Source organism: bacterium (assembly GCA_004299235.1).
GTDB lineage: Bacteria > Chloroflexota > Dormibacteria > Dormibacterales > Dormibacteraceae > SCQL01.
This window is the reverse complement of sequence record SCQL01000002.1, coordinates 37,219-61,928: the sequence shown is the minus strand read 5'-3', so window position 1 is coordinate 61,928 and position 24,710 is coordinate 37,219. Positions and strand designations below refer to the sequence as shown.

The 24,710-nt window shown below is 68.2% G+C and carries 28 protein-coding genes and 1 tRNA gene; 10 read left to right on the top strand and 19 right to left on the bottom strand.

The window, feature by feature from the left end; genetic code table 11:
- The first annotated feature begins 50 nt into the window (after positions 1-50).
- Positions 51-1,211 (top strand): sugar ABC transporter permease, encoded by a 1,161-nt coding sequence (locus EPN29_00840; GenBank protein TAN35025.1) that lies wholly within the window; start codon positions 51-53, stop codon positions 1,209-1,211.
- Positions 1,212-1,226: 15 nt separating this feature from the next.
- Here EPN29_00840 and EPN29_00835 read toward each other — a convergent pair whose 3' ends face one another.
- Genes EPN29_00835 through EPN29_00820 form a run of 4 tightly spaced genes read right to left on the bottom strand, consistent with a single transcriptional unit; the run spans position 1,227 to position 4,903 of the window.
- Positions 1,227-1,883, bottom strand: coding sequence for a DAK2 domain-containing protein (locus EPN29_00835; protein ID TAN34896.1), 657 nt, complete (start codon positions 1,881-1,883; stop codon positions 1,227-1,229).
- A complete protein-coding gene (gene dhaK / locus EPN29_00830) occupies positions 1,880-2,881 on the bottom strand; it encodes a dihydroxyacetone kinase subunit DhaK (protein ID TAN34895.1) in 1,002 nt (333 codons plus the stop codon). Before dhaK ends, EPN29_00835 begins: the two co-directional genes overlap by 4 nt.
- 5 nt (positions 2,882-2,886) lie before the next feature.
- Positions 2,887-3,438: an amino acid synthesis family protein gene (locus EPN29_00825; GenBank protein ID TAN34894.1), complete on the bottom strand. Its 552-nt coding sequence runs from the start codon at positions 3,436-3,438 to the stop codon at positions 2,887-2,889.
- 37 nt (positions 3,439-3,475) lie between these two features.
- Positions 3,476-4,903, bottom strand: a complete 1,428-nt coding sequence (locus EPN29_00820) for a CoA-acylating methylmalonate-semialdehyde dehydrogenase (protein ID TAN34893.1) — start codon at positions 4,901-4,903, stop codon at positions 3,476-3,478.
- A gap of 152 nt (positions 4,904-5,055) precedes the next feature.
- Here EPN29_00820 and EPN29_00815 point away from each other — a divergent pair, with 152 nt between their 5' ends.
- Both EPN29_00815 and EPN29_00810 read left to right on the top strand, forming a co-directional pair.
- The gene (locus EPN29_00815; GenBank protein TAN34892.1) at positions 5,056-5,841 is read left to right on the top strand and encodes a sugar ABC transporter ATP-binding protein; all 786 of its coding nucleotides are present in this window, start codon (positions 5,056-5,058) and stop codon (positions 5,839-5,841) included.
- A gap of 135 nt (positions 5,842-5,976) precedes the next feature.
- On the top strand, positions 5,977-6,732 hold the full coding sequence (locus EPN29_00810; GenBank protein TAN34891.1) for a Crp/Fnr family transcriptional regulator: 756 nt from the start codon (positions 5,977-5,979) through the stop codon (positions 6,730-6,732).
- Positions 6,733-6,760: 28 nt separating this feature from the next.
- On the opposite strand, the gene EPN29_00805 is transcribed toward EPN29_00810, so the two are convergent.
- Entirely contained in the window at positions 6,761-7,732 is a 972-nt protein-coding gene (locus tag EPN29_00805) for an NAD(P)-dependent alcohol dehydrogenase (protein TAN34890.1), read from the bottom strand.
- 26 nt (positions 7,733-7,758) lie between these two features.
- Positions 7,759-8,145 (bottom strand): hypothetical protein, encoded by a 387-nt coding sequence (locus EPN29_00800; protein TAN34889.1) that lies wholly within the window; start codon positions 8,143-8,145, stop codon positions 7,759-7,761.
- A gap of 332 nt (positions 8,146-8,477) precedes the next feature.
- Between EPN29_00800 and EPN29_00795 the strand changes: the two genes are divergently transcribed.
- Entirely contained in the window at positions 8,478-9,962 is a 1,485-nt protein-coding gene (locus tag EPN29_00795; protein ID TAN34888.1) for a hypothetical protein, read from the top strand.
- Positions 9,963-10,281: 319 nt separating this feature from the next.
- Here EPN29_00795 and EPN29_00790 read toward each other — a convergent pair whose 3' ends face one another.
- From EPN29_00790 to EPN29_00770, 5 genes are all read right to left on the bottom strand, one after another.
- On the bottom strand, positions 10,282-11,508 hold the full coding sequence (locus tag EPN29_00790) for a hypothetical protein (protein TAN34887.1): 1,227 nt from the start codon (positions 11,506-11,508) through the stop codon (positions 10,282-10,284).
- Positions 11,505-11,798 carry a hypothetical protein gene (locus EPN29_00785; protein ID TAN35024.1) on the bottom strand — a complete coding sequence of 98 codons (294 nt, stop codon included), beginning with the start codon at positions 11,796-11,798 and terminating at the stop codon, positions 11,505-11,507. The genes EPN29_00790 and EPN29_00785 overlap by 4 nt, the downstream gene beginning before the upstream one ends.
- 26 nt (positions 11,799-11,824) lie before the next feature.
- Complete coding sequence (locus EPN29_00780) at positions 11,825-12,808, bottom strand: hypothetical protein (GenBank protein ID TAN34886.1); 984 nt, start codon at positions 12,806-12,808, stop codon at positions 11,825-11,827.
- The gene (locus EPN29_00775; protein TAN34885.1) at positions 12,718-13,416 is read right to left on the bottom strand and encodes a hypothetical protein; all 699 of its coding nucleotides are present in this window, start codon (positions 13,414-13,416) and stop codon (positions 12,718-12,720) included. Before EPN29_00775 ends, EPN29_00780 begins: the two co-directional genes overlap by 91 nt.
- Before the next feature lie 112 nt (positions 13,417-13,528).
- Positions 13,529-13,604 (bottom strand) — tRNA-His (locus EPN29_00770).
- A 77-nt stretch (positions 13,605-13,681) separates the two neighbouring features.
- On the opposite strand from EPN29_00770, the gene EPN29_00765 reads away from it, so the two are divergent.
- Genes EPN29_00765 through EPN29_00750 form a run of 4 tightly spaced genes read left to right on the top strand, consistent with a single transcriptional unit; the run spans position 13,682 to position 15,871 of the window.
- A complete protein-coding gene (locus EPN29_00765) occupies positions 13,682-14,626 on the top strand; it encodes a phenylacetate-CoA oxygenase subunit PaaI (protein ID TAN34884.1) in 945 nt (314 codons plus the stop codon).
- A gap of 50 nt (positions 14,627-14,676) precedes the next feature.
- The gene (locus EPN29_00760) at positions 14,677-14,934 is read left to right on the top strand and encodes a metal-sulfur cluster assembly factor (GenBank protein ID TAN35023.1); all 258 of its coding nucleotides are present in this window, start codon (positions 14,677-14,679) and stop codon (positions 14,932-14,934) included.
- Positions 14,856-15,152, top strand: a complete 297-nt coding sequence (locus EPN29_00755) for a hypothetical protein (GenBank protein ID TAN34883.1) — start codon at positions 14,856-14,858, stop codon at positions 15,150-15,152. The genes EPN29_00760 and EPN29_00755 overlap by 79 nt, the downstream gene beginning before the upstream one ends.
- Positions 15,149-15,871, top strand: a complete 723-nt coding sequence (locus EPN29_00750; protein TAN34882.1) for a hypothetical protein — start codon at positions 15,149-15,151, stop codon at positions 15,869-15,871. The genes EPN29_00755 and EPN29_00750 overlap by 4 nt, the downstream gene beginning before the upstream one ends.
- Positions 15,872-16,058: 187 nt before the next feature.
- Here EPN29_00750 and EPN29_00745 read toward each other — a convergent pair whose 3' ends face one another.
- The 5 genes from EPN29_00745 to EPN29_00725 all read right to left on the bottom strand — a co-directional run bounded on the left by EPN29_00745 (position 16,059) and on the right by EPN29_00725 (position 19,953).
- Positions 16,059-16,781 carry a hypothetical protein gene (locus EPN29_00745; protein ID TAN34881.1) on the bottom strand — a complete coding sequence of 241 codons (723 nt, stop codon included), beginning with the start codon at positions 16,779-16,781 and terminating at the stop codon, positions 16,059-16,061.
- Positions 16,778-17,338, bottom strand: a complete 561-nt coding sequence (locus EPN29_00740; protein TAN34880.1) for a CPBP family intramembrane metalloprotease — start codon at positions 17,336-17,338, stop codon at positions 16,778-16,780. Before EPN29_00740 ends, EPN29_00745 begins: the two co-directional genes overlap by 4 nt.
- Positions 17,335-18,171 carry a formate dehydrogenase accessory sulfurtransferase FdhD gene (gene fdhD, locus EPN29_00735; GenBank protein TAN34879.1) on the bottom strand — a complete coding sequence of 279 codons (837 nt, stop codon included), beginning with the start codon at positions 18,169-18,171 and terminating at the stop codon, positions 17,335-17,337. Before fdhD ends, EPN29_00740 begins: the two co-directional genes overlap by 4 nt.
- Positions 18,171-19,055 carry a hypothetical protein gene (locus EPN29_00730; GenBank protein TAN34878.1) on the bottom strand — a complete coding sequence of 295 codons (885 nt, stop codon included), beginning with the start codon at positions 19,053-19,055 and terminating at the stop codon, positions 18,171-18,173. The genes fdhD and EPN29_00730 overlap by 1 nt, the downstream gene beginning before the upstream one ends.
- A gap of 73 nt (positions 19,056-19,128) precedes the next feature.
- Positions 19,129-19,953, bottom strand: coding sequence for a hypothetical protein (locus tag EPN29_00725; protein ID TAN35022.1), 825 nt, complete (start codon positions 19,951-19,953; stop codon positions 19,129-19,131).
- Between EPN29_00725 and EPN29_00720 the strand changes: the two genes are divergently transcribed.
- Both EPN29_00720 and zwf read left to right on the top strand, forming a co-directional pair.
- Positions 19,600-20,328: a hypothetical protein gene (locus EPN29_00720; protein TAN34877.1), complete on the top strand. Its 729-nt coding sequence runs from the start codon at positions 19,600-19,602 to the stop codon at positions 20,326-20,328. The two genes, EPN29_00725 and EPN29_00720, sit on opposite strands and share 354 nt — an antisense overlap.
- Positions 20,291-21,742, top strand: a complete 1,452-nt coding sequence (gene zwf, locus EPN29_00715) for a glucose-6-phosphate dehydrogenase (protein ID TAN34876.1) — start codon at positions 20,291-20,293, stop codon at positions 21,740-21,742. The genes EPN29_00720 and zwf overlap by 38 nt, the downstream gene beginning before the upstream one ends.
- 60 nt (positions 21,743-21,802) lie before the next feature.
- Here the strand turns inward: zwf and EPN29_00710 are convergent, their stop codons facing one another.
- The 3 genes from EPN29_00710 to EPN29_00700 form a co-directional block, all read right to left on the bottom strand.
- The gene (locus EPN29_00710) at positions 21,803-22,165 is read right to left on the bottom strand and encodes a hypothetical protein (protein ID TAN34875.1); all 363 of its coding nucleotides are present in this window, start codon (positions 22,163-22,165) and stop codon (positions 21,803-21,805) included.
- Positions 22,166-22,296: 131 nt separating this feature from the next.
- Positions 22,297-23,490, bottom strand: coding sequence for an imidazolonepropionase (gene hutI / locus EPN29_00705; GenBank protein TAN34874.1), 1,194 nt, complete (start codon positions 23,488-23,490; stop codon positions 22,297-22,299).
- On the bottom strand, positions 23,487-24,704 hold the full coding sequence (locus EPN29_00700) for a formimidoylglutamate deiminase (GenBank protein ID TAN35021.1): 1,218 nt from the start codon (positions 24,702-24,704) through the stop codon (positions 23,487-23,489). Before EPN29_00700 ends, hutI begins: the two co-directional genes overlap by 4 nt.
- Positions 24,705-24,710 lie beyond the last annotated feature (6 nt).

Genomic DNA, 24,710 nt, shown 5'->3' with positions numbered 1-24,710 from the left:
GCGAGGCCTCGGCGAAAGCCGAGCCTCGCCTTCGGGCGGCGGTCCGGGGTCTGGGCCGCGGGCTCCGGCTGCGAGCCGTCCAGGGCGATTGGGGAGTCGTCCCAATCATCGTCGGCCTGGCGCTCGTGTGGGCCTGGTTCGACTTCCAAGACCCCCACTTCCTGACCCCCCGCAACCTCAACAACCTGATCCTGCAGATCGCGGTCACGGGGACCGTCGCGATCGGCGTCGTCCTCGTCCTGCTGCTCGGCGAGATCGATCTCTCAGCCGGCTCGGTGGTCGGGCTGAGCGCCGCCATCCTGGGCGTGCTGGTGGTGGATCACCACTTCAGCTGGTGGCTGGCGACGCTGGTCATGCTGGCCGCGGCGGCAGCCATCGGCGCCTTCCAGGGCGGCTGGTCCGCGATCGTCGGCGTCCCCTCCTTTGTCGTCACGCTGGCCGGCCTGCTCGGTCTGCTCGGGCTGCAGCTGCACGTTCTCGGCAGCTATGGGACGTTGAATGTCCTCGATCCCACGATCCTCAGCCTGACCACCACCTACCTCGAGCCCAGCTTGGGCTGGGTGGCGGTGGGGCTCATCTCATTGCTGTACGGGCTGAACGGGCTCTGGCAGCGCAGGGCAAGGCGGCGGGCCGGGCTACGGCTGCCGTCTCCGATCGAGCTGTGGATCCGTGTGGTGGGACTGGCCTCGGCCCTCGCGGTGAGCGTGGCGGTCCTCAACCAATGGCAGGGCGTGCCGGTGGCGGGACTGATCCTGGTCGGCCTGATCGCCGTCTTCGGCTTCATCACGACCAAGACCACGTTCGGCCGCCACATATACGCCGTCGGCGGCAACGCCGAAGCGGCGCGCCGCGCGGGCATTCAGGTGACACGGATCCGGATCGCCGTCTTCTCGCTGGCCTCGATGCTCGCCGCCGCCGGCGGGCTGCTCGCGGTTTCGCGCGGCTCGGCCGCGAGCACGCAGACGGGAGGCGGCACGCTGCTCCTGGAGGCCATCGCCGCGGCCGTCATCGGAGGCACGAGCCTCTTTGGCGGCAGAGGCTCGGTCTGGGGCGCGCTCATCGGCGCGCTCGTCATCGGGAGCGTCTCCAACGGGCTCGACCTCACCGGCCAGCCCGCAGACGTCAAATACATGGTCGAGATGGCCGTCCTGCTGGCGGCGGTCACAGTCGATGCCGTGTCGCGCCGGGGCCGGGCGACGGCGGGGCGCTGAGCCGCCGCCTCTAACTTACTGGGCCAGGAGGAAGCTGCCGGCGGCCTCCAGGAGGAGGTACACGGCCGAGCCGCCGGCATCGACGGAGCCCAGGGATCGCTCCGCCAGCCACCGGCTGCGGCCGGCGCGCGGCGTCATCGTCGCGGTGGCGTCCAGGCCCCGCTTCGCGGCGGCCAGAGCGTCCGCGAAGGCCTCGCGCCAGGCAGCACCGCCGGCCAGCCGGGCCGCCAGGGCGTGCTGGAACGGGACCAGGACGTCCAGCAGGGTCTTGTCGCCAAGCTTGGCTCCGCCCCTCCTCTCGATCTCCGCCACCGACGCCGCGAGCATCGCCTCGGCCTCCGCCGGCCCCGCCGCACGGCGGCCGAGCACTGTCTTGCCGGCGCTACGCAGGGCAGTCGCGAGCAGGGCGCCCATGGTGGAAGGAGCCTCGGTGCCGAACGCCTTGCCGGCGGTGACCAGGACGCTGCCCACGTCAGTGGGGTCGGGAGTCGCCGCCAGCGCCTCGAGTGCCCCCTTCATGCCCAGCTTCATGGTCACCCCGAGATCGCCGTCTCCGGCGACGGAATCGAGGTGGTTGAGCTCCTCGGCGCGCTCGTCGACCACGGCCAGCAGGTGGCGCAGCAGCCCGACGGTTGCGGCTGCGTCCAGCGTCGAACCGGCCGCCTCGCTCATGGCTGGATGAAAAAGGGAGAGCGTGCCGGCGCGTCGAGCAGCCGCGTCAGGTCGGCATCCAGCTTGAGCACCGATACCGACGCGCCGGCCATCTCGAGCGCCGTGGCGTATTCACCGACATAGGCGCGATCAACGCTGACTTCGCGTTCGGCAAGGAGCCGGTGGACCGCTCGGTAGAGGATGTAGAGCTCCTCCCGCGGTGTCGCCCCCAGCCCGTTCACGAGCAGGGCCACGCCGGTGCCGGGGACGAGTTCCTGGTCCGCCGCCACCGCGTCGACCAATTCCCTGGCTATGCGATCAGCCGATTCCAGCGGGCCGCGCCGGACACCGGGTTCCCCGTGGATGCCCATGCCGATCTCCATCGTGCCCTCCGGCAGGCTGAAGGTCGGCCGGCCGGCGGCGGGCACCGTGCACGGCGAAAGGGCCACGCCCATGCTTGATATCCGCTCCACCGCGTGGTGCGCCGTCGCCACCACCTCATCGAGGCTGGCGCCCTCGGCGGCTCGGGCGCCGGCGATCTTGTAGGCGAAGAAGAGGCCGGCCACGCCCCGCCGTTCCCGCCAGGCCGAGCGCGGCGCGGAGGCGACGTCGTCCGCCACTCGCACCACCCGCACCTTGATCCCGTCGGCCTCGGCGTCCTCGGCCGCCATGTCGAAGTTCATGCCGTCGCCGGCGTAGTTCCCGTAGAGCTGGAGCACGCCCGCGCCGCCATCGACGGCGCGGATCAGGTTCAGCATGGCGCTGGAGCTGGGTGAGGAGAAGACGTTGCCGACCGCACACCCGTCAGCCAGGCCCTCACCGACGTAGCCCACGAACACGGGCAAGTGGCCGGAGCCGCCCCCCGTCACGATGGCCACCTTGCCGGCCGCGGGCGCTGCCACTCTGACGATCACACGGCGGTCGGCAGGGAGCGCTCGCAACTGATCGTGATGGGCGAGGGTGAGCCCCTCGACCATCTCGTCGACGAAGTCGTCAGGCCGGTTGAGGATCTTCTGCATCAGAGTCAATCCTGGCGGGCGTCCGGCCTTCCTCCGTCCGCAACCGCCGCCACGACCACGATCTCGTCCGCGAAGGGAGCGTCGGCGACATTGACGGAGAAGCTGAACAGGTGTGAGGCACGCGTGCCGTCGAGGGTTCCGGCGTCGTGCTGGTGGCGCATCGACATGTCCAGCTGTGCGCCGGTCGCGCCGCGCTTCTCAGCCGAAGGCACCGGGCCCGCGCCGGCGGTCACCTTCCGCAGAGCACCCCCGAAGGCCGGGGTGTGGATGATGGAAGAGCCGTGGACGATCTCGCCCGCGGTGCCCACCAGGGCTCCCTTGCCGAAGGCCTCGGGCTTGGTCCCCAGCGTCTTGATGGCAAGCTCGGCGAGCATCGGTCCGAGCTGGGTGCTGTAGTCGCCCGAGAGCAGGCTGAGGTCGGCCTCAAACCTGCCGGCCAACGGGTTCTTGATCACTGCGATCGCAGCTGACATCCGCACCGGCCGGGCGAGCTTCTTGCCGCCCTCAATGCGGACTTCTTCGGTCACCGTCACGATCTTGCGAATTTCAGGTTCCATTGCTTTCTCCAAAGTTCAAGCGAACTGAGCGGCCGCGTTACCAGCGGCTGATAACCACCTTCTTGCGCGTGTAGAAGTCGACTCCGTCCGTGCCGTGGACGTGAAGGTCACCGTAGAACGAGCCCTTCCAGCCCGAGAAGGGGAAGAAGGCGAAGGGCTGGGCCACGGACACGTTGACTCCGCACATGCCCGCCTCCACACTCTCGCGAAACGCGCGGGCGGTGCGCCCGCTCTCGGTGAAGATGACCGCCATGTTGCCGAGGCTCATGCTGTTGGCCTGGGCAACCGCCGCCTCGAGCGTTTCCGCTCGGGAGACCGACAGGACGGGGCCGAAGATCTCCTCGTGGCCGACGGCCATCTCGGGATGCACGCCCTCCAGGATGGTCGGGCCCAGGAAAAAGCCGGGCTGGTCGATGTAGCGCCGGCCGTCCACCAGCAGGCGAGCTCCTTCGCCGACTCCCACGTCGATGTAATTCGCGACCCGGTCGCGGTGCTCGCGCCGGATCAGTGGTCCGACGTCGACACCCGGCTGATCCCCGGCACCCACCACGAGGCGTTCGGCGGCTTCCTTCAGCGCCTCCACCACCGGCTCGCCCGCGCTGCCCACCGCCACGACCACGCTACCTGCCAGGCAGCGCTCGCCGGCGTTGCCGAACGCCGAGCCCAGCAACGCCGGCACCGCCAGCTCCAGGTTGGCGTCCGGCATGACGACGGTGTGGTTCTTCGCGCCTCCCAGCGCTTGGACCCTCTTGCCATGCTGGGCGGCAAGGGAGTAGACGTGGTGTGCCACCGACGCTGAGCCGACGAAGGAGATAGCGGCCACCCTCGGCTCGGTGACGAGCGCGTCCACGGCCTCCCTGGCTCCGTTGACGACATTCAGGACCCCCTCCGGGAAACCCGCCTCCAGGAAGAGCTCGGCCAGCCGCGCGACGCCGAGAGGCGTCCTCTCCGACGGCTTGAGGACGAAGGTGTTCCCGCAGACCACCGCCAGCGGGAACATCCACAGGGGGATCATCACCGGGAAGTTGAAAGGCGTGATTCCAGCCACCACACCCACCGGAAAGCGGTAATAGTCCTGATCGACGCTATGACTCACATCGCGCAGCGTCCGCCCCTGGAGCAGGGTGGGCGCCCCGCACGCGAAGTCCACGACCTCGATGCCGCGCCGCAATTCACCTCGGGCTTCGTCGAGCGTCTTGCCGTGGTGCCGGGTGACGATTTCCGCCAGCTCCTCGAAGTGCTCCTCGAGCAGCGCTTTGAAACGGAACATGAGCGCCGCGCGCTGCATGACAGGAACCCGTGACCAGCTGGTGTACGCCTTCGCGGCCGCTTCCACAGCGCTCGCGACCTCGGTCCCACCTGACAGCGGGACCTCGTCGATGACATCGCCGGTAGCGGGGTTGTAGACGGGCAGCCCGGCCCCAGCCGGAGCGCTCCAAGTTCCACCGATCAGGTTCCGCAGCATATTGGGCCTCCTACCCGGGCCCGCATTTTTTGGATTTCGCGGGTCGGTGTCACCGATTTCTTACTTCCCCTCGATTCTCAAAGAGCCCGAATCTTCGGATTGTGATTGCGGTAACAAAGCTGAGCGACCTCTCCAGATTCCATTGGATGGGTATGAGTAGCGTTGATCCGGCCCGCCAAGTCCCGCTCCTCGAGCTGAAGGGAATCTCGAAAAGATTCGGTGCCGTCGAAGCCCTGGTCGGCGTCGACTTCGAGGCCTACCGCGGTGAGGTGGTCGCGCTGGTCGGCGATAACGGGGCGGGCAAGTCCACCCTGATCAAGGTCATCTCCGGCATCAATACGCCGGACGCCGGGGAGTTCAGGTTCGAGGGGCGGCCCGTTTCCGCCCGCGGACCTCATGAGATGGCCCAGCTGGGAATCGCCACCGTCTACCAGGACCTGGCCCTGTGCGACAACCTCGACGTGGTGGCCAACCTCTTCCTCGGCCGCGAGGCTCGGCGGGGAGTGACCAGGCTGCTGGACGAGGTGACCATGGAGCAGCGAGCGTTCGGGGTGCTGAAGAACCTCTCGATCAAGATCCCAAGCCTGCGCAAACCGGTCGCCACCCTGTCCGGCGGGCAGCGGCAGGCGGTCGCGGTCGCCCGCTCGATCATGTGGCAAACCCACCTGGTGCTGCTGGACGAGCCGACGGCGGCCCTTGGGGTGGCGCAGACCAAGCAGGTGCTCGAACTGATCGGCCACCTCCGCGAGCAGGGTCTTGGAGTGGTGGTCATCAGCCACAACCTGGCTGACGTCTTCGAGGTGTGCGACCGCATCGTGGTGCTGCGACTCGGGCGGCGGGTGGCGGATTTCAAGGTGCGGGAGGCGAGCCGGGAACAGGTCGTCTCGGCCATCACGGGAGCTGACGTCGCTCCCCTGCTGGCCAAAGCGAGCGGTTAGATCAGGACGCGGACTGACCAGCGACCATCGGCCTGACCCGAGCGCCGCTGTGTTGCGACCTGCCCCATTTGCAGGACCGGGCAGCCTTCCGTATGTGTGTTACCGGTGCGGCCGGCAGAGTCCTAGCCTCAAGAGATGGTTGGCGTGATGGAGCGGGCGGGCATCCTGCGGCACTCCCAATCTTTGCTGGCCAGGCATCCGCTCTGGAACGGTGTCGACTCCGAACGAGTGCTTGCGCTGACCGCGCCCGTGCGGATCTGGATGGCGGAAAGGGGCAAGTTGGTGGTGGCGCCGGAGGACCTGGCCGGGCGGCTTCAGCTGGTCCTCTCCGGACGGCTGCAGGCGTATCGCTTCGCTCCAGACGGCCGCCGGGTGGTGGTGGAGATCATCCCGGCCGGCAGCTTTGACGGTGAGCTGTCACTTTGCGGTGAACGCGGCCATTACAGCGAGGCCACGGTGACGAGTGTGCTGGCTTCGGTGTCGCGCTTCGAGCTGGAGCGCCTGGCGCAGGCCGAACCGAGGATCGCGCTCAACCTCACCGGCCTGCTCACCCGCCGCCTGGAGCGGAGGGAGAAGCAGATCGAGGCGATGACGCTTCGGCACCCCCTGCAGCGCCTCGCGAGCCACCTCCTCACCCTGGCCCACGCCATCGGGCGGGCCAAGGGGGAAGTGCTGCAGCTACCCAGCCGCCTGACCCACCAGGCCCTGGCCGACATGCTGGGTCTGCGCCGGGAGACGGTCACCGTCTGCCTCGGCCAGCTCGCCGAGCAGGGGGCCATCCTGTTCGAGGGCCGCCAGATCCTGGTTCTCGAGCCGAAGCTCGCGGAGGTTGCCGCCCCACATCCTCGAGGCCCAGCGATGGTGGCCCTCTGTCGATCAGCGCAGCCCTGAATGGCTCGGTCGACGGCGACGATCGCTCTTAACGGGCTCGGCTTGCGTTGATCGTCAGGACGACGTTCCCGGTCTTCTGCTCCGTTTCCACGTAGCGGGTGGCCTCGACTACGTCCTCCAACGGGTAGGACCGGTCGATGACCGCCCGATATCTCCCGGCCTCGATGAGCTCTTTGAGGAAGCGGACGTCCTTCTTCGTGTATCGAGGTGGGATCGGGAACAGCACCCTCTTGTCCCCGATCCGCGAGGTCAGGGGCGCCAAGATGAGGTTCCGGAGCCCGTCGGTGGCCAGGTAGATGCCGCCCCGCTTCAGTGAGCCCCTGCACCGGCTGAACGAGAGCTTGCCGACCGCGTCGAAGATGACGTCGTACCGCTCGCCGTTCTTGGTGAAGTCTTCCCGCGTGTAGTCGATCACCCTGGCGGCTCCGAGAGATCGCACGAGCTCGAGGTTCTTGGTGCTGCACACCGCATCGACGGCCGCGCCGAAGTACCTTGCCAGCTGCACCCCCGCGGTGCCGATGGATCCGGAGGCGCCGTAGATGAGGATCGCGTGCCCGGGTTGGAGGCCTGCCGGTCTCAGGCCCATCAGCGCCATGATCGCTCCGTCGCAGACCGCCGCAGCCTCCTCAAAACTCATACCGGCCGGCATGTGCGCCAGCGGGGCGCTCTCCCGCATGCAGATGAACTCCGCGTGCGCCCCGAACTTCCACGCGCTGATGCCGAAGACGTGGTCGCCGACCGCGAACTCGCTGACCGCCGCGCCAACCGCTTCGACCTCTCCGGCCAGTTCGCTGCCGAGGATCCGCTGCTTCGGCCGCCGGAGGCCCGAGAAGAAGCGGCTGATGAATGGTTTGGCTCCCCGCCACCCACAGTCCGACCGGTTGACCGTCGTGGCGTGAACCTTGACGAGCACCTCGTCCGCCTTCGGGGCCGGCCGATCGACGTCTTCGAGTCGCAGCACCTCCGGCGGACCGTAGCTGTCGAAGACAACCGCTCTCATGAGGCTTCCTTCCCCATCGGTCAAAGTCAGTCCTTGGGCCGGTGGGCGCCAGAGCCTGCGCGCTCAAGCCGGCGGACGCCTCGGTCAATCAAGGCCTTCATCAGCGACTGGTATGGGACTCCGCGTTGCTGTGCGGCCTGTTTCGTGCGGTCGAGTAGATCGTTTGGAACCCGAATCGAGATCTTGGTCGTCGCTTGATCAAGAGAGTCGAGAACCTCCCGCTCGAATTCCTCGTCACTCAATTCGTCGAACGGGCCGTAGAACGGTTCCCTGGCTGCCTTGGTCTTCATCTGCTGACCCTCCGGATGATTCGCCTGGATGTGGATCGACGACAGTGACGTTCGCTCTCCAATCCGTGCACGCGAGGCATGTCTACCAGCCATCCGCCAGACGAGGTCCGATCGTCCACCCATCTAGTCTATACAAAGTGGGTGGCGCAAGATGCCCAGCGGGGCTTGAACCCGCGCCATGAGGCTCGTCAGGACACCAGATTCGACTTCACAGAGGGGATGTGTCCTGAGCCTCGCCATGCCAGGATGACCCCGTGCCGGACTGGACTTATCACCCGCTCCGCGAACCGATGGGGGCCCTCTTCGGCTGGGACGGCTCGAGGCGGCTGGCGATGCGGGTGCTGGCGTTCCTTGCACACCTTCCGGCAGGGCCACGATTGGTCGCGGGCGTGGGTCGAACCAGCCCGCCTAAGGAAGCGGCGTGGGCGGTCGCTGGTGCGAACTGTCCAGCAAGAATGGGAGCGTCGATCGGAGTCTCGGTCGCACCAGCCGCCCTGGCGGCATTCCCGGCGCTCGGCGCGGGGCTTGTCGAAATTGGTCCTGTCAGCACAGCTTCGTTCCAGGAATTGGCCACAGCCCTCAGGTCGGCGATGGTGCCGGTAGCCTTGCGGCTCCGAGCGGCCGATGCCGTTGAGCTCGTCCGCCAAGTCACGACCGAGGCAGCCATGCTCGTGTGCGACGTGTCAGGCCCGCCTGATCTTGATGTGCTGGACCAAGCAGCGGCGATTTCGTCGGTGCCCCTCCTCGCCGGCGTTGCAGGTAGTCAGTTGGCGCTGATTCCTGCCGGCATCGGGGTGGTGCTTCGTGAATCAACACCCCAGGATGTTGAGCGCGCTCACGCGCCCGGCCGCACGGTCATCGCGGCGACGTCTGAGGCGTCGCCGGGCGAGGTCGCCGACCTGGTGTCCTCAGGCGCGGATGCTGTTCTGGCGACGACCAAAGCATTGATCGAGGCCGGACCCGGCTGGTTCTCTCGAGCCACGACAGAGCTTCTGGCCAGAACCGCGGCACCGCGTCCCATTGAACGCGGATCGACAGCCTGGATCGCTGGGCTCGCTCTGGGACTCGGAATGATTTTCGGAGGCGTGGGAGCCGCACTGGAGTCGTTGGGGCCCGTGTTGCTGCCTTATGACTCGACGTTTCTGGGGGTTGATGCGCACGGCCTTGCGGCCATCAACCCCAGGCTGATCCATTTCCTGCAGCATGACCGCATAACGCTGGCGGGGACGATGATCGCCATCGGCCTCCTCTACGGCTGCCTGTCGTGGTGCGGAATTCGGCGAGGGCTCGCCTGGGCCCGCGACGCGCTTTTGGCCTCGGGCTTGGTCGGCTTTCCAACCCTTCTCTACTTCGTTGCGTACCGGTACGTTGAGCCCATCCACGTCGCGCTGGCCGCAATGCTCTTTCCGCTCTTCGTTATTGCTGTCTGGAAGAGACCGCGACCTCAACTCCCAGACCCGATCAGCGAAGGACCGACCGGCGAATGGCATCGAGCCTTGGTCGGCCAACTGCTGATGGTCGGCGCCGGCTTCGGGTTGATAGTCGGTGGGCTGACCATCTCCTATGTGGGGCTGACTTCTGTGTTCGTACCTACAGACCTGACCTATATGAGCACCACAGCGCAGGCGCTCAACGAAGCGAATAACCGGCTCCTTTCCTTTATTGCTCATGACCGTGCGGGCTTTGGTGGTGCACTCATGTCGGCTGGAGTCGCGGTCCTGCTCATGGCGGCTTGGGGCTGGCAACGCGGTCAGGCTTGGGTGTGGTGGGGCCTGGCGGCCTCCGCAACAAGCGGATTCGGCGCCGCGCTGGGCGTCCATCTCGCCTTGGCGTACACGGATTTCTGGCACGTCGCCCCGATCTACGCGGGGATCCTGGTCAGCGTGCTATCGCTCACACTCGGGCGATCATTCCTGCTCACCCGCCGAGGCGCGTCTTGAGCCGGAGAAGCCAGGCTTCGAAGCGAAGCGGAGCGCGCGAAAGCGGGGTGACGCGTTCTGTCTGTTGCGGTGCTTTCCCATAACAACCGACTCGTCACCCCGTCAGGCGGCGCGCGCCGTACGCCGCTGGCGCCGGCTTCGCGATACCGCCGGAGCTCGGGGTGCCGCTGCGGATTGGTCTCCCACGACGTCCTCAGCGAATCGTTGCGCACGCAACGCGCAGCGAGGATCGGCTCGTCACACGCCTCCAGCACCGCCTCGACGAAGGTGGTCTTGCCGGTGCCGGCGGGGCCGCCCACGTGGATGTAGGCCCGCTCGATCACAGACCCAGCTCCCGTCCGATTGTCTTGGTGACGAAACCGTCCGTGCCTGGACCTTCCGCCGCCACCATTGCCCGGATCTGGGCCCGAACCTCGTCGACTCGACCAAGGGCGCCGGCGGCTTCGAGGGTGCGCGAGTGGGCAGCCCAAACATCAGCGGAGGTGATCTCGTAACCGTAGCCTTCGATCAGCCAGTGCATCGCCAGCGTGCCGGCGCCCAGCGCAAAGGCCGGGTTCTTCTTGGCGAAGTCTCGCGCGGCACGGGTCAGCGTTTTCGGGTCGCACGGTGATCGGGTGGCAAGGGCGAGCGCCTCGTCGTAAAGCCCGGCGTCCTTGGCGGCCGCGAACCACTTGCCCTCCTCCCCGGGCGTGCTCGCGACGAGGTCGGCCAGGACCTCGTGACGCGGCTTGTCGGGATAGGCACGGCACACGGCATCGAGGGTGGCCAGGAACGTGGTCGCCCGATGCGCGCGGAGCCCGTAGTCCCGGTAGGCGTCATCGACCCGGCCCTGCGCGAGAAGAATGGACTCGCAGATCTGGTCTACGTCGTGGTCGTTGGTCCAAGGCCCTCGGCTTGCGTCGGCCAGCTCGAGCGCATTCTCAACATCACCCATCGCGGCCATCGCTTCGACCGCCCAGCGCTTGTACGGCCAGAAGGTTTCGTCTTTCAGCAGATCGAGGATGTCGCCATATCTCCCCGCAGCGAACAGCGCGCTGAGGCAGGCGGTGGAGCCGTGGAAGAATCCGCGCACGGTCCGATCCGGACTCAGGGCGAGGCGGGTGGTACCGATCAGCTGATCGGCCCATTCCGAGGCCACCTCCTTTGACCCGCACAAGTCGCCCCAATACTCGCCGAGCTGCTCGATGTAGGGGATCTGGTCCGCCTCGTGCGACTCCCACAGGCGGTCCAACCACTTGGACCGGATCCTGGGATCGGCCGGGGCGGCCGCGATGATCGGGACCAACTTGTCGATCGCATTGTTGACGGCGGTGCCAATCGACCCCGAGGAGCTGTCGACGCTCTCGAGCGCCGGCGATACTCGCTCGAGGAATGCGATCGCTCCTTCCGCAGCGAGGATCGGATCTTTGCGGGCGACGCTCCTTATCTCGGAGACGGCCTCGCGGACGCGTTGCACCGCCGGCGCCGATCGCCATCCGAAGGCACCGCGTCGGAACCGTGCTTTGAACACCCATTGGTGCGTCGTCGGTGCCGGCCGCCGCCTCATCCCAACGATCCAGATTTAACCCAGCGGCAAAAAGCGTCGATGCAATCGGAGCCAGCCGGACGGGGCGTCGGCCTCAGAAGATCGAGGATCGGAACCAGCCGTTGGCGCCGGCCGCGACGGCACCGGACCACGATCTGCTCGTTATCGGTCAGCTCCACCTTGTCGACGCGGACTGCAACTCCGAGAACGGAGGCTTCGAAGGGGACTGCCAATTTTTCCTCGATCACGGTGTACCACACGGTGATCAACTCGGACTCGTTGTAAGCGTCGACGGCGGCTGCTTCCACCATCTCCCGATATCGCCGCTCGCTGACCTTCACCGGGATCGCCTCCAGGTCCTGGTTCGCGGATCCCACGCGCCCTTGACCGATCCATCCAGGACGGGATCGATCAGGGCTCCCACGACTTGGAGCGCAGCATCGAGGGTTGTGGCCTCCGAGAGCAGAGAGCGCCGAGCCTCGGCGGCATAGCCGGCTTCCCAGGTGGAACGGTCCGGAACGACCAGCCGGTCGGGCAATGTGAGTCCTCGTCTCGCCGCTTCCGACCGCACGGCCAGAATGAGCGGTCGCCCTGCGACTGTTGCCGACACGGTGATGGCGACCAGGTCGACCAGATCGCGAAAGCGCGTCGACGATGCTCGGACCGCTCCACGGCTCTCATACATCGCAGCCAATTTGTCCGCGATGTGGTCCACCAACGGGTACGCGTGATAACCGTGCTGCTCAACATCCGGCATGCCGAGCCGGGCCAGGGCCTGCACTCGTTCGGGTCGCCCGGTCATTCGCAGATGAGGTCCAGCGATGTCGACGTGAAACGACGCCCAAGTGGTATTTCCAACGCGCGCACTGACTGGCAGACGGCGGGCAGAGGCAGCATCGCCGGCCGGCCTGGTGGGTCCGACCTCGAAGACGAACCAATCGCCGATGTCCGTCTGAGCAGCGGCCCGGAGGTTCGCCTCCGCCGAGTCGGGTTCGGCAGATCGATACAGGTCGACGTCGATCGTTGCCCGCACGCCAATCTCACGCGCCAGCAACGCCGTCGCCCCCTTCAAGACCCACCCATCGTCGCGGCTGTATACCCGCTCCAACAGACGGTCGTATGCAAGCTGCCGCTGCAGCTGCGCCAGGTTCCAGCGAGATGCCGCCGCCCGCGCTCGAAGTCGATCGGTCAACGCTCGCCGAAACGCAGCCGGGGTCGGGTACCGCGGGCTCAACCTCGTGAGGCCGCACGCAGCAGGGCATGGTGGGCTTGCTCGACCCACTCGGGTCCCTCCTTCGCTGCAATGAGGTCGAGCAGCCAGCGCAGGCTTCCCAGTCCCTCACCTCGGCGGAGACCGAGGCGGTGGGCTACCGATCTCAGCGCGTCGGCGAAGAGAGCCGGCGGCTCATGACCACCCCTGATCGCGTCAGCGACGACGGTCGCAATCGATTCAGGATCCTCGCGATCCTCCACCAGATCGATCGCGATGCGTGAGGGCCGGGTCACCGGCACCCCCAGACGCGAGACCCACTCTCGGGGCTCGAGAACCGCCAGATGAAATCGAACGTCGGGGCGCCTCGTCTGTCTGCGCTCCGGGAGGATGAAGTCGTGTCGGTCGGCGGGGAGATGCCCCAGGCCAAACATCGATGCAGCTGAACGGTGCGATACGACGCCTTCGCCCGGCTCTCGCTTCCAGGCCGGCACCTCGGGCGCAAGCTGCAGCCACGCCGCCCTGAGAGTGATGTGGTCAGGTTCGGGCGCGCCGGCGAGGTGGTAGACGCCATGAGCCACCCTCACGAGGACACCGCCGGCAGCCAGGCGCTGGAGTGTCGCTTGCGAAACCCCCGCCTGCTCAGCCTGCCGGCGCGTCAGCAGACCCCATTGGTCCTCGGCGAGCTCTGCGAGTCGAGCTTGGGTAATCCGCGCCAACTCGACTGCATTCTATCGCACTACTGATAGGCATTGCAGGTACGATGAGGATTCATTCTGCGATATCACCGGCTGTCGATAGACTATGCAGCTGACCAAGCGACGTCATAGATGGGGTGGCTAGCGGGACTTGAACCCGCGACACCCAGATCCACAATCTGGTGCTCTGCCTACTGAGCTATAGCCACCACGGCGCGGCCGGGTATCGTCGGCCGGCGAGAGAACCACGATTCTACCCGCCCCCGGTGGGCGACAATTGGAGGCCATGGCATCGGCGGCCGAGTTCGACCAGATGATCAAGTCGGGCGAGTTGATCGAGTCGTCGAAGGAGATGACCCCCGAGTACCTCCGCGAGCTGAAGCACACGCTCATCGTCTCCGGCGACACCGAGCTCATCTCCGCCCCCGCCTACTACCTCGCCGCCAAGCGCGCGCCCTCGATCAACGCCTTCATGACCGGGATCGCGATCATCCAGGACGAGCTGGCGCACGCTCACATCGCCTACCACATCCTCGAAGACCTGGGCGAGGACCAGGAAAAGCTCATCTTCAGCCGCGACCCCAAGAGCTTCCGCTACCCCTACGCCTTCGACGTCCCGCTGGACAGCTGGACCGAGCTCGTGGTCGCCAACGGGATGTACGACCAGGCCGGCTTCTGCCTCCTGGGCGACATCCACGACAAGTGCTCGTACGGCCCATGGAAACGCGGGCTGAACAAGGTGATGACGGAAGAGAACTTCCACCTCCGCAACGGCCGGACGTGGATGAAGCGCATCAGCCAGGCGGGCGGCGCGGCCAAAGATGAGCTCCAGCGTGCCGTCGACTGGATGTTCCCGCTGAGCGTCGAATGGTTCGGCCTCCCGGACTCGCTGAAGATGCACTCGACCCAGCTCGAGTACCGCCTCAAGGGTTTGACCAACGACCAGCTGCGCCAGTGGTGGCTTTCGACCGTCGTCCCGTACTGCGAGCAGATCGGGATCAAGGTGCCGGCGCACAGAGAAACGCGCGACGGCAAGGACGTGTGGGAGCTCGACTATCCCTTCCCGTGCGAGTTCGATGCCGAGGCCAAGCGCTGGGATTTCAAACAACCGATCTCGTGGGAGGACGTGCTCGTCCGCTGGCGCGCCCGCGGACCGCGCAACGCCGAGATGGTGGCGATGTTCCAGGAGGAGTTCCACAAGTTCCGCAAGACGCATCACAACGGGTCGTGATCCTGACCGAGGCGCTGTGGGCCGCGCTCGCCGAGGTCCAGGACCCCGAGATGCCGATCAACCTCGTCGACCTCGGGGTCATCTATGACATCCGCGAGAAGAACGGCGTGGTCGAGGTCGATCTCACCTTCACCGCGATGGGCTGTCCCGCCTCCGACTTCATCCTCGACGACGTCCGTGAGCGGCTGCTGCGCGAGGCCGGTGTGCGCGAGGTCCGGGTCAACGTGGTCTGGGATCCTCCCTGGACGGTGGCGCTTATGACCGAGGCCGGCCGCGATGCGCTCGAAGCCTGGGGGCTGGCGGTTTGACGCGGTACAGGCGGGTCAGCGGTGATGCGGTCGAGTACGAGGTGTTCGCTCGCAAGACGCGCATCGAGCCTCTCCACCAGGTCGGCAGCGTCGTCGCCCCGGATGACGACCTGGCGATGGCCTACGCGCGCGCGACCTATGACGAGGAGCGCTGGATCGAGATGGCCATCGTCCGTAAAGAGGACCTGATCACCCTGTGGCAGCCCGGCGAAGCATGAGCCTCTCCGACATCGTCCTCAGCATCGCGGACAACAAGCAGATGCTCGGCCTGCGCTACGCCGAGTGGGCGACCCGCGCCCCCTCGCTGGAGGCCGACATCGCCGCCGCCGCGATGGGCCTGGACGACCTCGGCCACAGCCGCGTCCTCTACGGCTGCCTCGAGCCCCTGGGCGCCGATCCGCGGGGCCCCGAGCGTGAGTCCGACCCCGCCAGCCTCCGCGCCCTCCTTTACTTCGACCAACCGTGGTCGCAGTGGGCCCAGTTCGTCGCCGCCAACGCGATCCTCGACACCGCCTTCACCGTGATGATCGAGGCCTGCGCCGGCGGCTCGGTCGACGTCCTGCAGCACCGGCTCCGAAAGATGCTCATGGAGGAGCGCTATCACTTCCTCCACGGCCGCAGCTGGTTGAAGTCCGGCATCGACGCGGGGCCGCTCAACGCCGCCTGGCAGGAAGCGGTCGAGTGGTTCGGCCCGCCCGACGGCGAGACCGCCGCGCTGCATCGCGACGGGCGCCTGGGCATGGGTCCGTCCGAGCTTCGGGCCCGGCTGGAGGAACGGCTCGAGACCAAGGCCCCGACCGTCCATGCCGACTGGAGGACCTGGGACCCGGTGCGCCGCCGCAGCCGGCCCGGGGCGATCGACGAACGGACCTTCAGCATGCTGCGCGGCCTCGAAGAGAAGAGGTTCGCGCCGTCCAGTGCCGCCAAAGAAAGCTGAACGGCGCCGGGCCGCCCCAGCCCCCCACCCGGCCGGGGCCGGTCCCCGTTCCGAACCTCGCTGCCCCCACTGCCGCGCCCACGACGCCGAGGTGATCTCGCTGTTCGGCACCCAGGCGATGACGCTTCAGTACCGCTGCCGGCGGTGCGGCACGCTGTTCGAAGCCGTCAAGTACGACTGAGGGCGCTCAGATCGCCTCGTCGTCGTCCGGCTCCGCGCCGGCCCCGGCGTCGCGACGACGACGGAGGATGGCGAGCGGGATGCCCGCCACGACCACCCCGACGATCAGGACCGCCACGGCGATGGGCAAGAGCTGCCCGCCTCCGACCCTGATCGAGCCCGGGGGCGGCGCCGCGTTGGCCGGATAGCCGGCGGCGAAGTAGCCGAAGGCTTTCGTCGAGGTGTCCATGGTGAAGGGCTGCGCTTGCTGGGCCGCACCGATCGACCGCCACGGGCCGCCCGGGTCGCCGGCGAAGTAGACGTCACTGGGCGCCGGCACGAGGTCCGAGTAACGGAGCACCAGGTTCGCGGCTTTGACCAAGAGAGCGCTGGCCGTGATCTTGTAAACGTTGGTGGCGAAGTGCAGGCCGGCCGGGGTGGGACACGGAACGACCGGCGTGATGTCGACGGTGATGTCCGTCTTGCCGGTGCTGTCGAAGGCCCCGGGCAGGAATCCGATCACGACCTGGCCGTCGTTGGTGAACGCGGAGTTCGCATCGCTTGCGCCGTCGATCACCTTGATGTCCAGTCGGCCGCCGGAGGGCGTCTGATTGCTGGCCGCCTGCGCCGGCGGGCACACCCAGTTGTAGGGCTGCTGCGGCGTGAAGCCGTCGTAAAAGCCCGGGGCGACCATCCAGGCCGCCAGCAGGTATGTGACCGCTGCCGCGGCCAGCATCAGGAGTCTTGTCATAGGGCGAGGTCGGCGATCACGTGTCCGACCATCGGAGCCACCAGGTCGCGGCACGCCCAGCGCCACAGGCCGAGCAGCAGTCCTGCCGCGGCGACCGCGCCGAGAAAGGCCGGAGGATGTGAGAGAGCGTGCGCCGCCGTCCACGCCACGGTGCTCCCGGCCACCGCGAGCGGCGCTCCACCAACCTCCTCCAGCGCGGCGTAGAGCGCGCCGCGAAAAGCCAGCTCCTCGCCGATCGAGACCGCGACCGCCGCCAGCGCCAGGCCGGCCGGCAGCATCGGGGCGGCGCCGGCTCGGGCCGCCGCGGGCAGCAGGAGGACCGCGCCCAGGGCAAGGCCGCCCAGGATGCGCAGGCCGAGCTTCGAGGTGCCCAGGCCCAGGCGCGCGGCGGGCCAGCCGAGCGCCGCCACCGCCAGCGCCGCCCCCCCGAGCAGAAGCGCCGGGATGGCGGCGTACGGCGCGGTGGAGAGGAGCGCCCGCGCGGATTCGACCAGCAGCACATAGCCCGCGACCAGGGCCGCCCGAGCCGCCGGGCGGGTGCTGAAAACTGAGATCAACGCTCGAGGCGTTCGGGCGCCGAGTAGACGTTGTAGCGGTCGCCGCGGAGGAATCCGACCAGGGTCTGGTTGAACTCGCGTGCCAGCGCCACCGCCAGGCTCGACGGCGCCCCGACCGCGGCCAGCACCGCGATCCCGGCGGTGATCGACTTCTGCACGATCTCATAGCCGGCGCGCCCGCTCACCACCAGGATCGAGTCGGCGGCCGGGAGCCGGTCGTCCAGCAGAGCCCGGCCGACCACCTTGTCGACCGCGTTGTGCCGCCCGATGTCCTCGCGCAGGTAGACCAGGCCGCCGCCGGCCGAAAACAGACCCGCGGCATGGAGCCCGCCGGTGCGCTCGAAGATTCCCTGCCCCGAGCGGAGCCGGTCGACGAGCCCGGGCAACAAGGTGGGCTCGACCTTGGGTCCGGCCGGCAACACGCCGAGGTCGTGCCGCAGGTCTTCGATGAGCACCGTGCCACAGACACCGCACGCCGAGCTGGACAGCATCGAGCGCTCCGGCCGGCGCCGGGGCGCGGTCGCCAGGCGCACGTCCACCTGGTTGGACTCCACCAGCTCGGGCTCGACTTTGACGCCGCCTTCCGTCTCGTTCGCCTCGGCGCTGATGCGAATGGCGTGGACGTCGTGGCGGGAGCGCACGATGCCTTCGGCAAAAATCAGTCCCAGGCACAGCTCGATGTCCTCGCCTGGAGTGCGCATGACCACCGACAGAGGTTGGCCGTCGAGCATGAGCTGCATCGGCTCCTCGGTGACCACCACGTCGGGCGAATCGGTCCACTGGCCCGCTCTCCAGCTCCGGATGCGCACGCCTGGAGCGGAAGGCTTGGCCATCACGCTTCCACGACCCGCAGCTGACGGGCCGATCGGGGCACGGCGGTCGAGATGGCAAACCCGCGCCACGAGGTCACACGCTCGGGCCGCAGCTCCACCGCGAAGGGGGCAGCCTCCGACTCGATCGCGTATCGCTCGGCGATCGCTGAGCCGTCAGAGGGCACGCCGAACGTGCCCCGAACGCACGCGCCCACCATCAGCGAAGGCCGGAAGCGGTGGTGCGATTCGACCACCAGCGCGCCCGGCGACCCCGGCCGCACCCGGCCGCCCACCGGCGCCACCAGCACCTGTCCGCGGTCGACCTCCCAGAAGGCGGGGCGGATGGTGGGCATGCCCCCTTCGATCCAGCACGCGTAGCCGCGAGCCACGCCGGCGAGAGTGCGGCTCACCTCCGCCGGGACCGCGGGCACACGCGCCGCCTGAGCCGCCGGGAACGGCGGGCCTTCGACGACGTCCGCGTCGCTGGGTCGCAGGCGCAGGACGACGCGGTTGTAGGGCATCCACTCGCGTGGGATGCGGGCCAGGTCGAGCAGGTAGCCCGCCACGAATGGCGCGTTCTTCAGCGCGTAACCGACCATCCCCAGCACGTAGCCCGGACCATCCAGCATCGCGCGCACCTGGCTCGACACCGACAGCGGGTCGTACACCTCGAGCGCGCCCCGGAGCAGCAGAGCCCGGGAGCCGCCGTCAACCAGGAATGCCGCGCGCGGGTCGCGCCTGGCGATGACCGTCTTGGCCGCGTAGCGCGAAGTCGTCATCCACAGCGAGCCGGCGGCGAAGCTGAATACGGCCGGGTTCACCAGCGGCAAGCGGCCGGCGCGCAGCGCCAGCATCCCAAGCGGCGAGTGGCCCAGGATCGCATGGGCGTCGCTCGTCAGCCGCATACGCCCAACTTTACCCGGATGCAAAAGCATCTCTCTCCCCTTGGGGAGCGGGTCAGGGAGAGGGTGAGCCGGCTCAGGCGTCGCGTTCGAGCGTGTCGCGAATCCGCTCGAGGGCGCGCTTGAGCCGGTGCCGGACCGCCGAATCCAGGCGGCCGGCGATCGCCGCGCCGACCGACGCCGCCGGCGGCACGTAGGCGATTCGCAGCTCGATGCGCACCCCCTCGTCGACCCTGGTGAACGTGAAGCCGCCCTCCTGCTTGATCAGCCCAGACTCGGACACCCATCCGATCTCGTGCGGGCGGCGCCAGCGATCGAGGCGGAGCACGCTTTTGAGCGGGAGGCCGATCGCGATCATCTCGACGTTGTAGCGCGCGCCGGCGCCGCGGGACTTCGCGCCGATCGGCTCCCACCGGCTCACCCCCTCCAGCACCGCGGCCACGTGCCGGTGGTCGGCGAAGTAGTCGAAGGCACGCTCGGGTGAGCACTTGACCGTGACCGCCGCTTCGAACCCAAGCCTCGCCATCCCCGTCAACATATTCGTCTGGTGAGGTGGATTGAGGGGCGCGTCCACGTCGAGGACTCGGTCGGCATGCCGCGGGCGGCCAGCGGCCGCCTGCTGCAGCACAGTTTCTTCGCCGACATGCCAGCGGTGACCCTCGGCCTGGTGCGGGCCCAGGGCAGCTCGCTGTGCTTCGGGCCGATCGAGCTCCTGCGCTTCGGCCGGGCCCGGGTGACCCGGACCCGGGTCGAATGGCCGATCGAGGGCGGGCTGGCCGCCCGGCGGGCCGGCGGCATCTTCGCCATCGAGTCGGCCGGCGGGCGCATGACCACGTCGGTGGATGGCTACCGTCCCCTCCTCCCGCGCGCGATCTACCTGGTCACGCAGCTGCCCATCCATCACCTGGTGACGCGCCTGCACCTGCTGCGCGTCCGCGGCCGCGAGCCCGCGCCGGGCGTCCGCGCCGATCCGGCGTCGCGGTTCCAAGCCGCCGCGATCGACGTGGCCCTGTGCGTCACCCTGGCGCGACTGAGCGAACGGCGCCCGAGCTGGCGTTTCCTGCTGGGCGTCGCCGCCAGTTACCACGTGGCGTGCTGGAGCATCTCGGGCCGCACCCTCGGCGGCCTGGTCATGCGCCAGCGGGTGGTCGCCGCCGACGGCTCACGGCCGAGCGTGGGGCAAGCAATTCTCAGATTGCTGGCGCTTCCCCTGGCGGCGCTGCGCAGGCGCCCCGAACATGATGCCGTCGCCGGCACCGACGTGGTCGATGGCTAGCCCCACGTACGATTCGAGCATGGCAGCGAGCGTGGACCTCATCGTCTTCGGCGCCTCGGGCGACCTTGCGCGCCGCAAGATCCTGCCTTCCCTGGGCCGGCTCATGACGCGCGAGGGCCAGCATCTCCGCGTCATCGGCGCGGGCCGGAGCCACAAATCGACGGCTGAGTTTCGCGACCTGGTGAGCGAGGCCGGCGGCAACCGGCAGCTCGCCGAGACCGCGGAATGGGTGCAGCTCGACTACAGGCAGCCTTCGACCTTCGCGCCGCTGAAGGAGCTGGTTACGGGTACACCCTGCGTCATCTTCTATCTCGCGACCCCGGCCGAGACGTTCAGCGACATCCTGGCCGGGCTGTCGCTGTCGAGCCTGGCGCACAGGACCGACACGACCCGCCGCATCGTGGTCGAGAAACCCCTCGGTCACGACCTGGCGTCAGCACACAAGCTCAACGCGCAGCTGGCCGAGGCGTTCGACGAGGAGCAGATCTTCCGCATCGATCACTACCTCGCCAAGGACACGGTCCAGAACGTGATGGCGCTGCGCTTCTCGAACTCCCTGTTCGAACCGGTGTGGAACCGCACGCTGGTGGAGACGATCCTGATCACGGTGGCCGAGCAGGAGGGCATCGGTCAGCGTGCGGGCTACTACGACCAGACGGGCGCGGTGCGCGACATCATCCAGAACCACGTGCTGCAGCTGCTGGCCCTGATCACGATGGAGCCGCCGACGACGTTCGACGCCGACTACGTGCGCCGCGCCAAGCGAGCCGCTTTGCGGGCCATGTCTCCGATCGACCCCGCATCGGCCGTGCGGGGGCAGTACGAGGGCTACCTCGACGAACAAGGCGTGGCGCCGGACTCGCGGCGCGAGACCTACGTCGCCGCACGTGTGGCGATCGAGAACTGGCGTTGGGACGGCGTGCCCATCTTCGTGCGGACGGGCAAGGCGCTCCGGCGGCGCGCCACCGAAGTCGTGATCAAGCTTCGCGATGCGCCCATGCTTCGCATCGGCGGCCGGCGCCAGCGCGGCATCCCGACTCTCATCGTGATCCGCATCCAGCCCGACGAGGGGATCTCGCTGCGGATTGGCGCCAAGCGTCCGGGCACCAAGTTCGAGATGGTGCCGGCGGGGATGCGGCTGGACTATGCCGGACTGACCAAGGCGGCGCTGCCCGACGCATACGAAAACGTGCTTTCAGAGGTGCTCGCGGGCGGGCACTCGGCCTTCCCGAGTGCCGAGGAGATCGAGCTGTCTTGGGAGATCGTGGATCCCCTGGTCCGGGCGTGGGAGGCGGACGGCCACCCTGAGACCTACCCCGTCGCATCCTGGGGGCCGCACGCCGCCGACGACCTGGTCGCCGCGGGCGGTGGCGGACGGTGGATGGTCAGTGGAGACGAGCCGGGCACAGGCTAGCCCCGCCAATGAAAAAGGGGCGGCGCGCGCCGCCCCTTGGTTGTCGGTGCGAGCTTTGGTCTAGGCCTTGGCAGCCATGCCGCCGCTCATCCAGAGCGCGGGTCGGTTCGGATAGAGGACCAGGACCAGGACCGCGACGAGGATCGCGATGACGAAGGCGACGATGTCGAAGCGCGAGATCGTGATCTGGTCGAAGACCTGCCAGACGATTTCCAGGATCGCGTACAGGATGAGGGCGCGCACCCAGCTGACGTTTGCCACCGGGTCGAACCCCGCGATCATGATGCCGGCCCCAAAAGCGACGCCGGCCACCGATGCTGTGACGCCAGCCCAGCTGTCGAATGGGAAGAAGCTGCCGCCGATGAAGCCCAGACCCGAGCCCATCACGATCAGCACGCCCATGACCCACATCAAGAGCTTCAACGCCAAGGGATTCCACTTTGCCACTAGTAGCCATCCTCCATTTCGACCGCTTGTTGATGGTTCGCTTGAGTGCAGAGGCGGTCGTTGTAAGGCAACTTGTACGCCGAATGCACGTGTTTAGCAACTTGTAATCAAGCGAAAACTTGCGCACCGCCGCGCCACACAACACGGGGCTTGAGCCCGTAAGCCCACGCGAACGCCCCCTCGTGATCCGCTTCCCAGAGCACGAGGTCGGCCAGCTTGGAAGGCGCGACGGCGCCCCGATCGGATCGTGAAAGCGAATGCGCTCCGCCGGCGGTGGCCGCGATCAACGCCCGTTCGACGGAGAGCTTGAAAAGCGCGACCGCCATGGCCACCACCAGGCTCATGCTGGTCATCCCGCTGGTCCCCGGGTTGTGATCGGTGCCGAGCGCGATCACCGCTCCGGCTTCGGTCAGCTCCCTGACCGGCGGCAGCTTGCCGATCGACAGAGCGGTGGCGGGGGCGAGCGTCGCGACGACGCCGGCGCGTGCCAGGGCGACCGCATCGCCGCGGTCGGCGCGCAGGAGGTGATCCGCTGAAACCGCGCCCAGCTCGGCCGCCAGGCGCGAGCCGCCGGTGCGAGCCAGCTCGTCGGCGTGGAGGCGGGGGATGAGCCCGGCCTCGAGCGCCGCTTTCAGGATGCGGCGCGATTGGGCGACCGTGAAGTAGCCGCGGTCGCAGAAGACGTCACAGAAGCGCGCGCCGGCGGCGCGAGCGTCCTGGCACCAGCCGGCGACGTCTTTGGCGTACGGGCCTGGCCCCTCCGACCGGCCGGGAGGCAGAGCGTGCGCGGCGAGAAACGTGATCTCGAGGCGCGGGAGATCCTTGCGCTCGGCGAGCCGCGCGAGCAGCCGCGTGGTCGCGAGCTCCCCCTCGCGTTCGAGGTGGTAACCGGTCTTCGCCTCCACCGTGGTGGCGCCGCCTTCGAGCCAGCCCCGCAACCGCCGCGCGGTGGCCTGCTCGAGAGAGCTCATCGACTCGGCGCGCGTCGCCGCCACCGTCGCGCGGATACCCCCACCGGCCTTCGCCACCTCCGCGTATGAGGCGCCCGCCGTGCGCATCGCGACCTCGGCCATCCGATCTCCCGCGTAGACGGGATGCGTGTGGGCGTCGATCAAGCCGGCGGTGACCAGCCCACCGCCACAGTCGTCCTCCTCCACCACCGCCTCGAGCATCTCCCGCGGCTCCTCCCCCTGGCGTCCACACCAGGCGATTCGCTCGCCATCGCAAATCACCGCCGCGTCCTCGATCACGCCGGCGACGGTGCTCGTGAACAGGCGGCCGATGTTGCCGAGACGCCTCATCTCGACACCGCGGTCCGGCCGCCGACGACCACGTTCGTCACATCGCACGCCGAGTAGCCGTAGATGAGGTACCCGACCTCCAGGCGCCTCCAGAGCGCCTGTCGCGGCTGGTCGAGGGTGATGAAGTCGGCGAGCATTCCCGGCAGCAGCGCGCCGGCCTGCCAGCCAAGAGCGCGCATGCCGGCCACCGTGGCGGCGCGCAGCAGGTCCTCCGGCTGGTGCAGCACCCGGCGTCCCGTGGCACGTCGCTGATCCAGCTCGAGCGCGCGCGCCTCCTCGAGGATGTCGATCACCGCGTTGGAATCGCTGCCCACGCACACCGCGCAGCCGGCATCGGCCAGCGCCCGCAGCGGACCCACGCGATCGCCGAGATCGCGCTCGGTGGTCGGGCACGCGCAGATCAAAACCTGGTGATCTCCCAGCAGCGAGATGTCGTGATCATCGACATGGATGGCGTGCACGGCGGTCAGGTCCGGCCCGAGGATCCCCTCGCGCTCCAGCAGCTCGGCCGGGGTGCAGCCTTCGATCGCCCGGCATTCCTCCACCTCCGCCGGCTGCTCGGCCAGGTGGATGTGGAGCGGCGCGCCGCGCCGGCGCGCCCACGCCGCGACGATGCGCATCGATTCCGGATCGACGGCGCGCACGCTGTGGATGGCGGCGCCGATGCGAACCCCGTCGCCATCCTCGAGCTCGTCCATGCGCCGCGCCCAGCGCTCGGCGTCGCCATCCGAGAACGACCGCTGTTCACCCTCGAGCGGTCTGCCGTCGAGGCCGCCGCGCAGGTAGCAGGCGTCGAGAAGGGTGATCCGGATTCCCTCCTGGCGGGCGGCGCTGATCAGCGCCTCCCCGAGCTCATTGCCGCCGCGGTGCAGGTAATGGAACTCGCCCACGGCCGTGATCCCGGCCTCGAGCATCTCCTTGAACACCAGGCGCGAGTGCTTCAAGTAGCCGGGCCCGTCCCAATCGGTCTGGCTGTACATCTGGCGGCGCCACTCCCAGAAGTCGCCACCGCCGGACTCGGTCGTGCCCCGCAGGCGGCGCTGAAAAGCGTGGCTGTGCACGTCGGCCAGCCCCGGGATGGTCCAGCCCTTGAGCGCGGTCGCACCGGATGGCGCGGGCACGCCCTCGGTGAGGGCTTTGATGCGCCCGTTCTCGACCTCGATCAGGACGTTCTCGGCCCGGCGGCCGAGCCAAGCCTGGTCGGCGTGCCACAGGCCGGA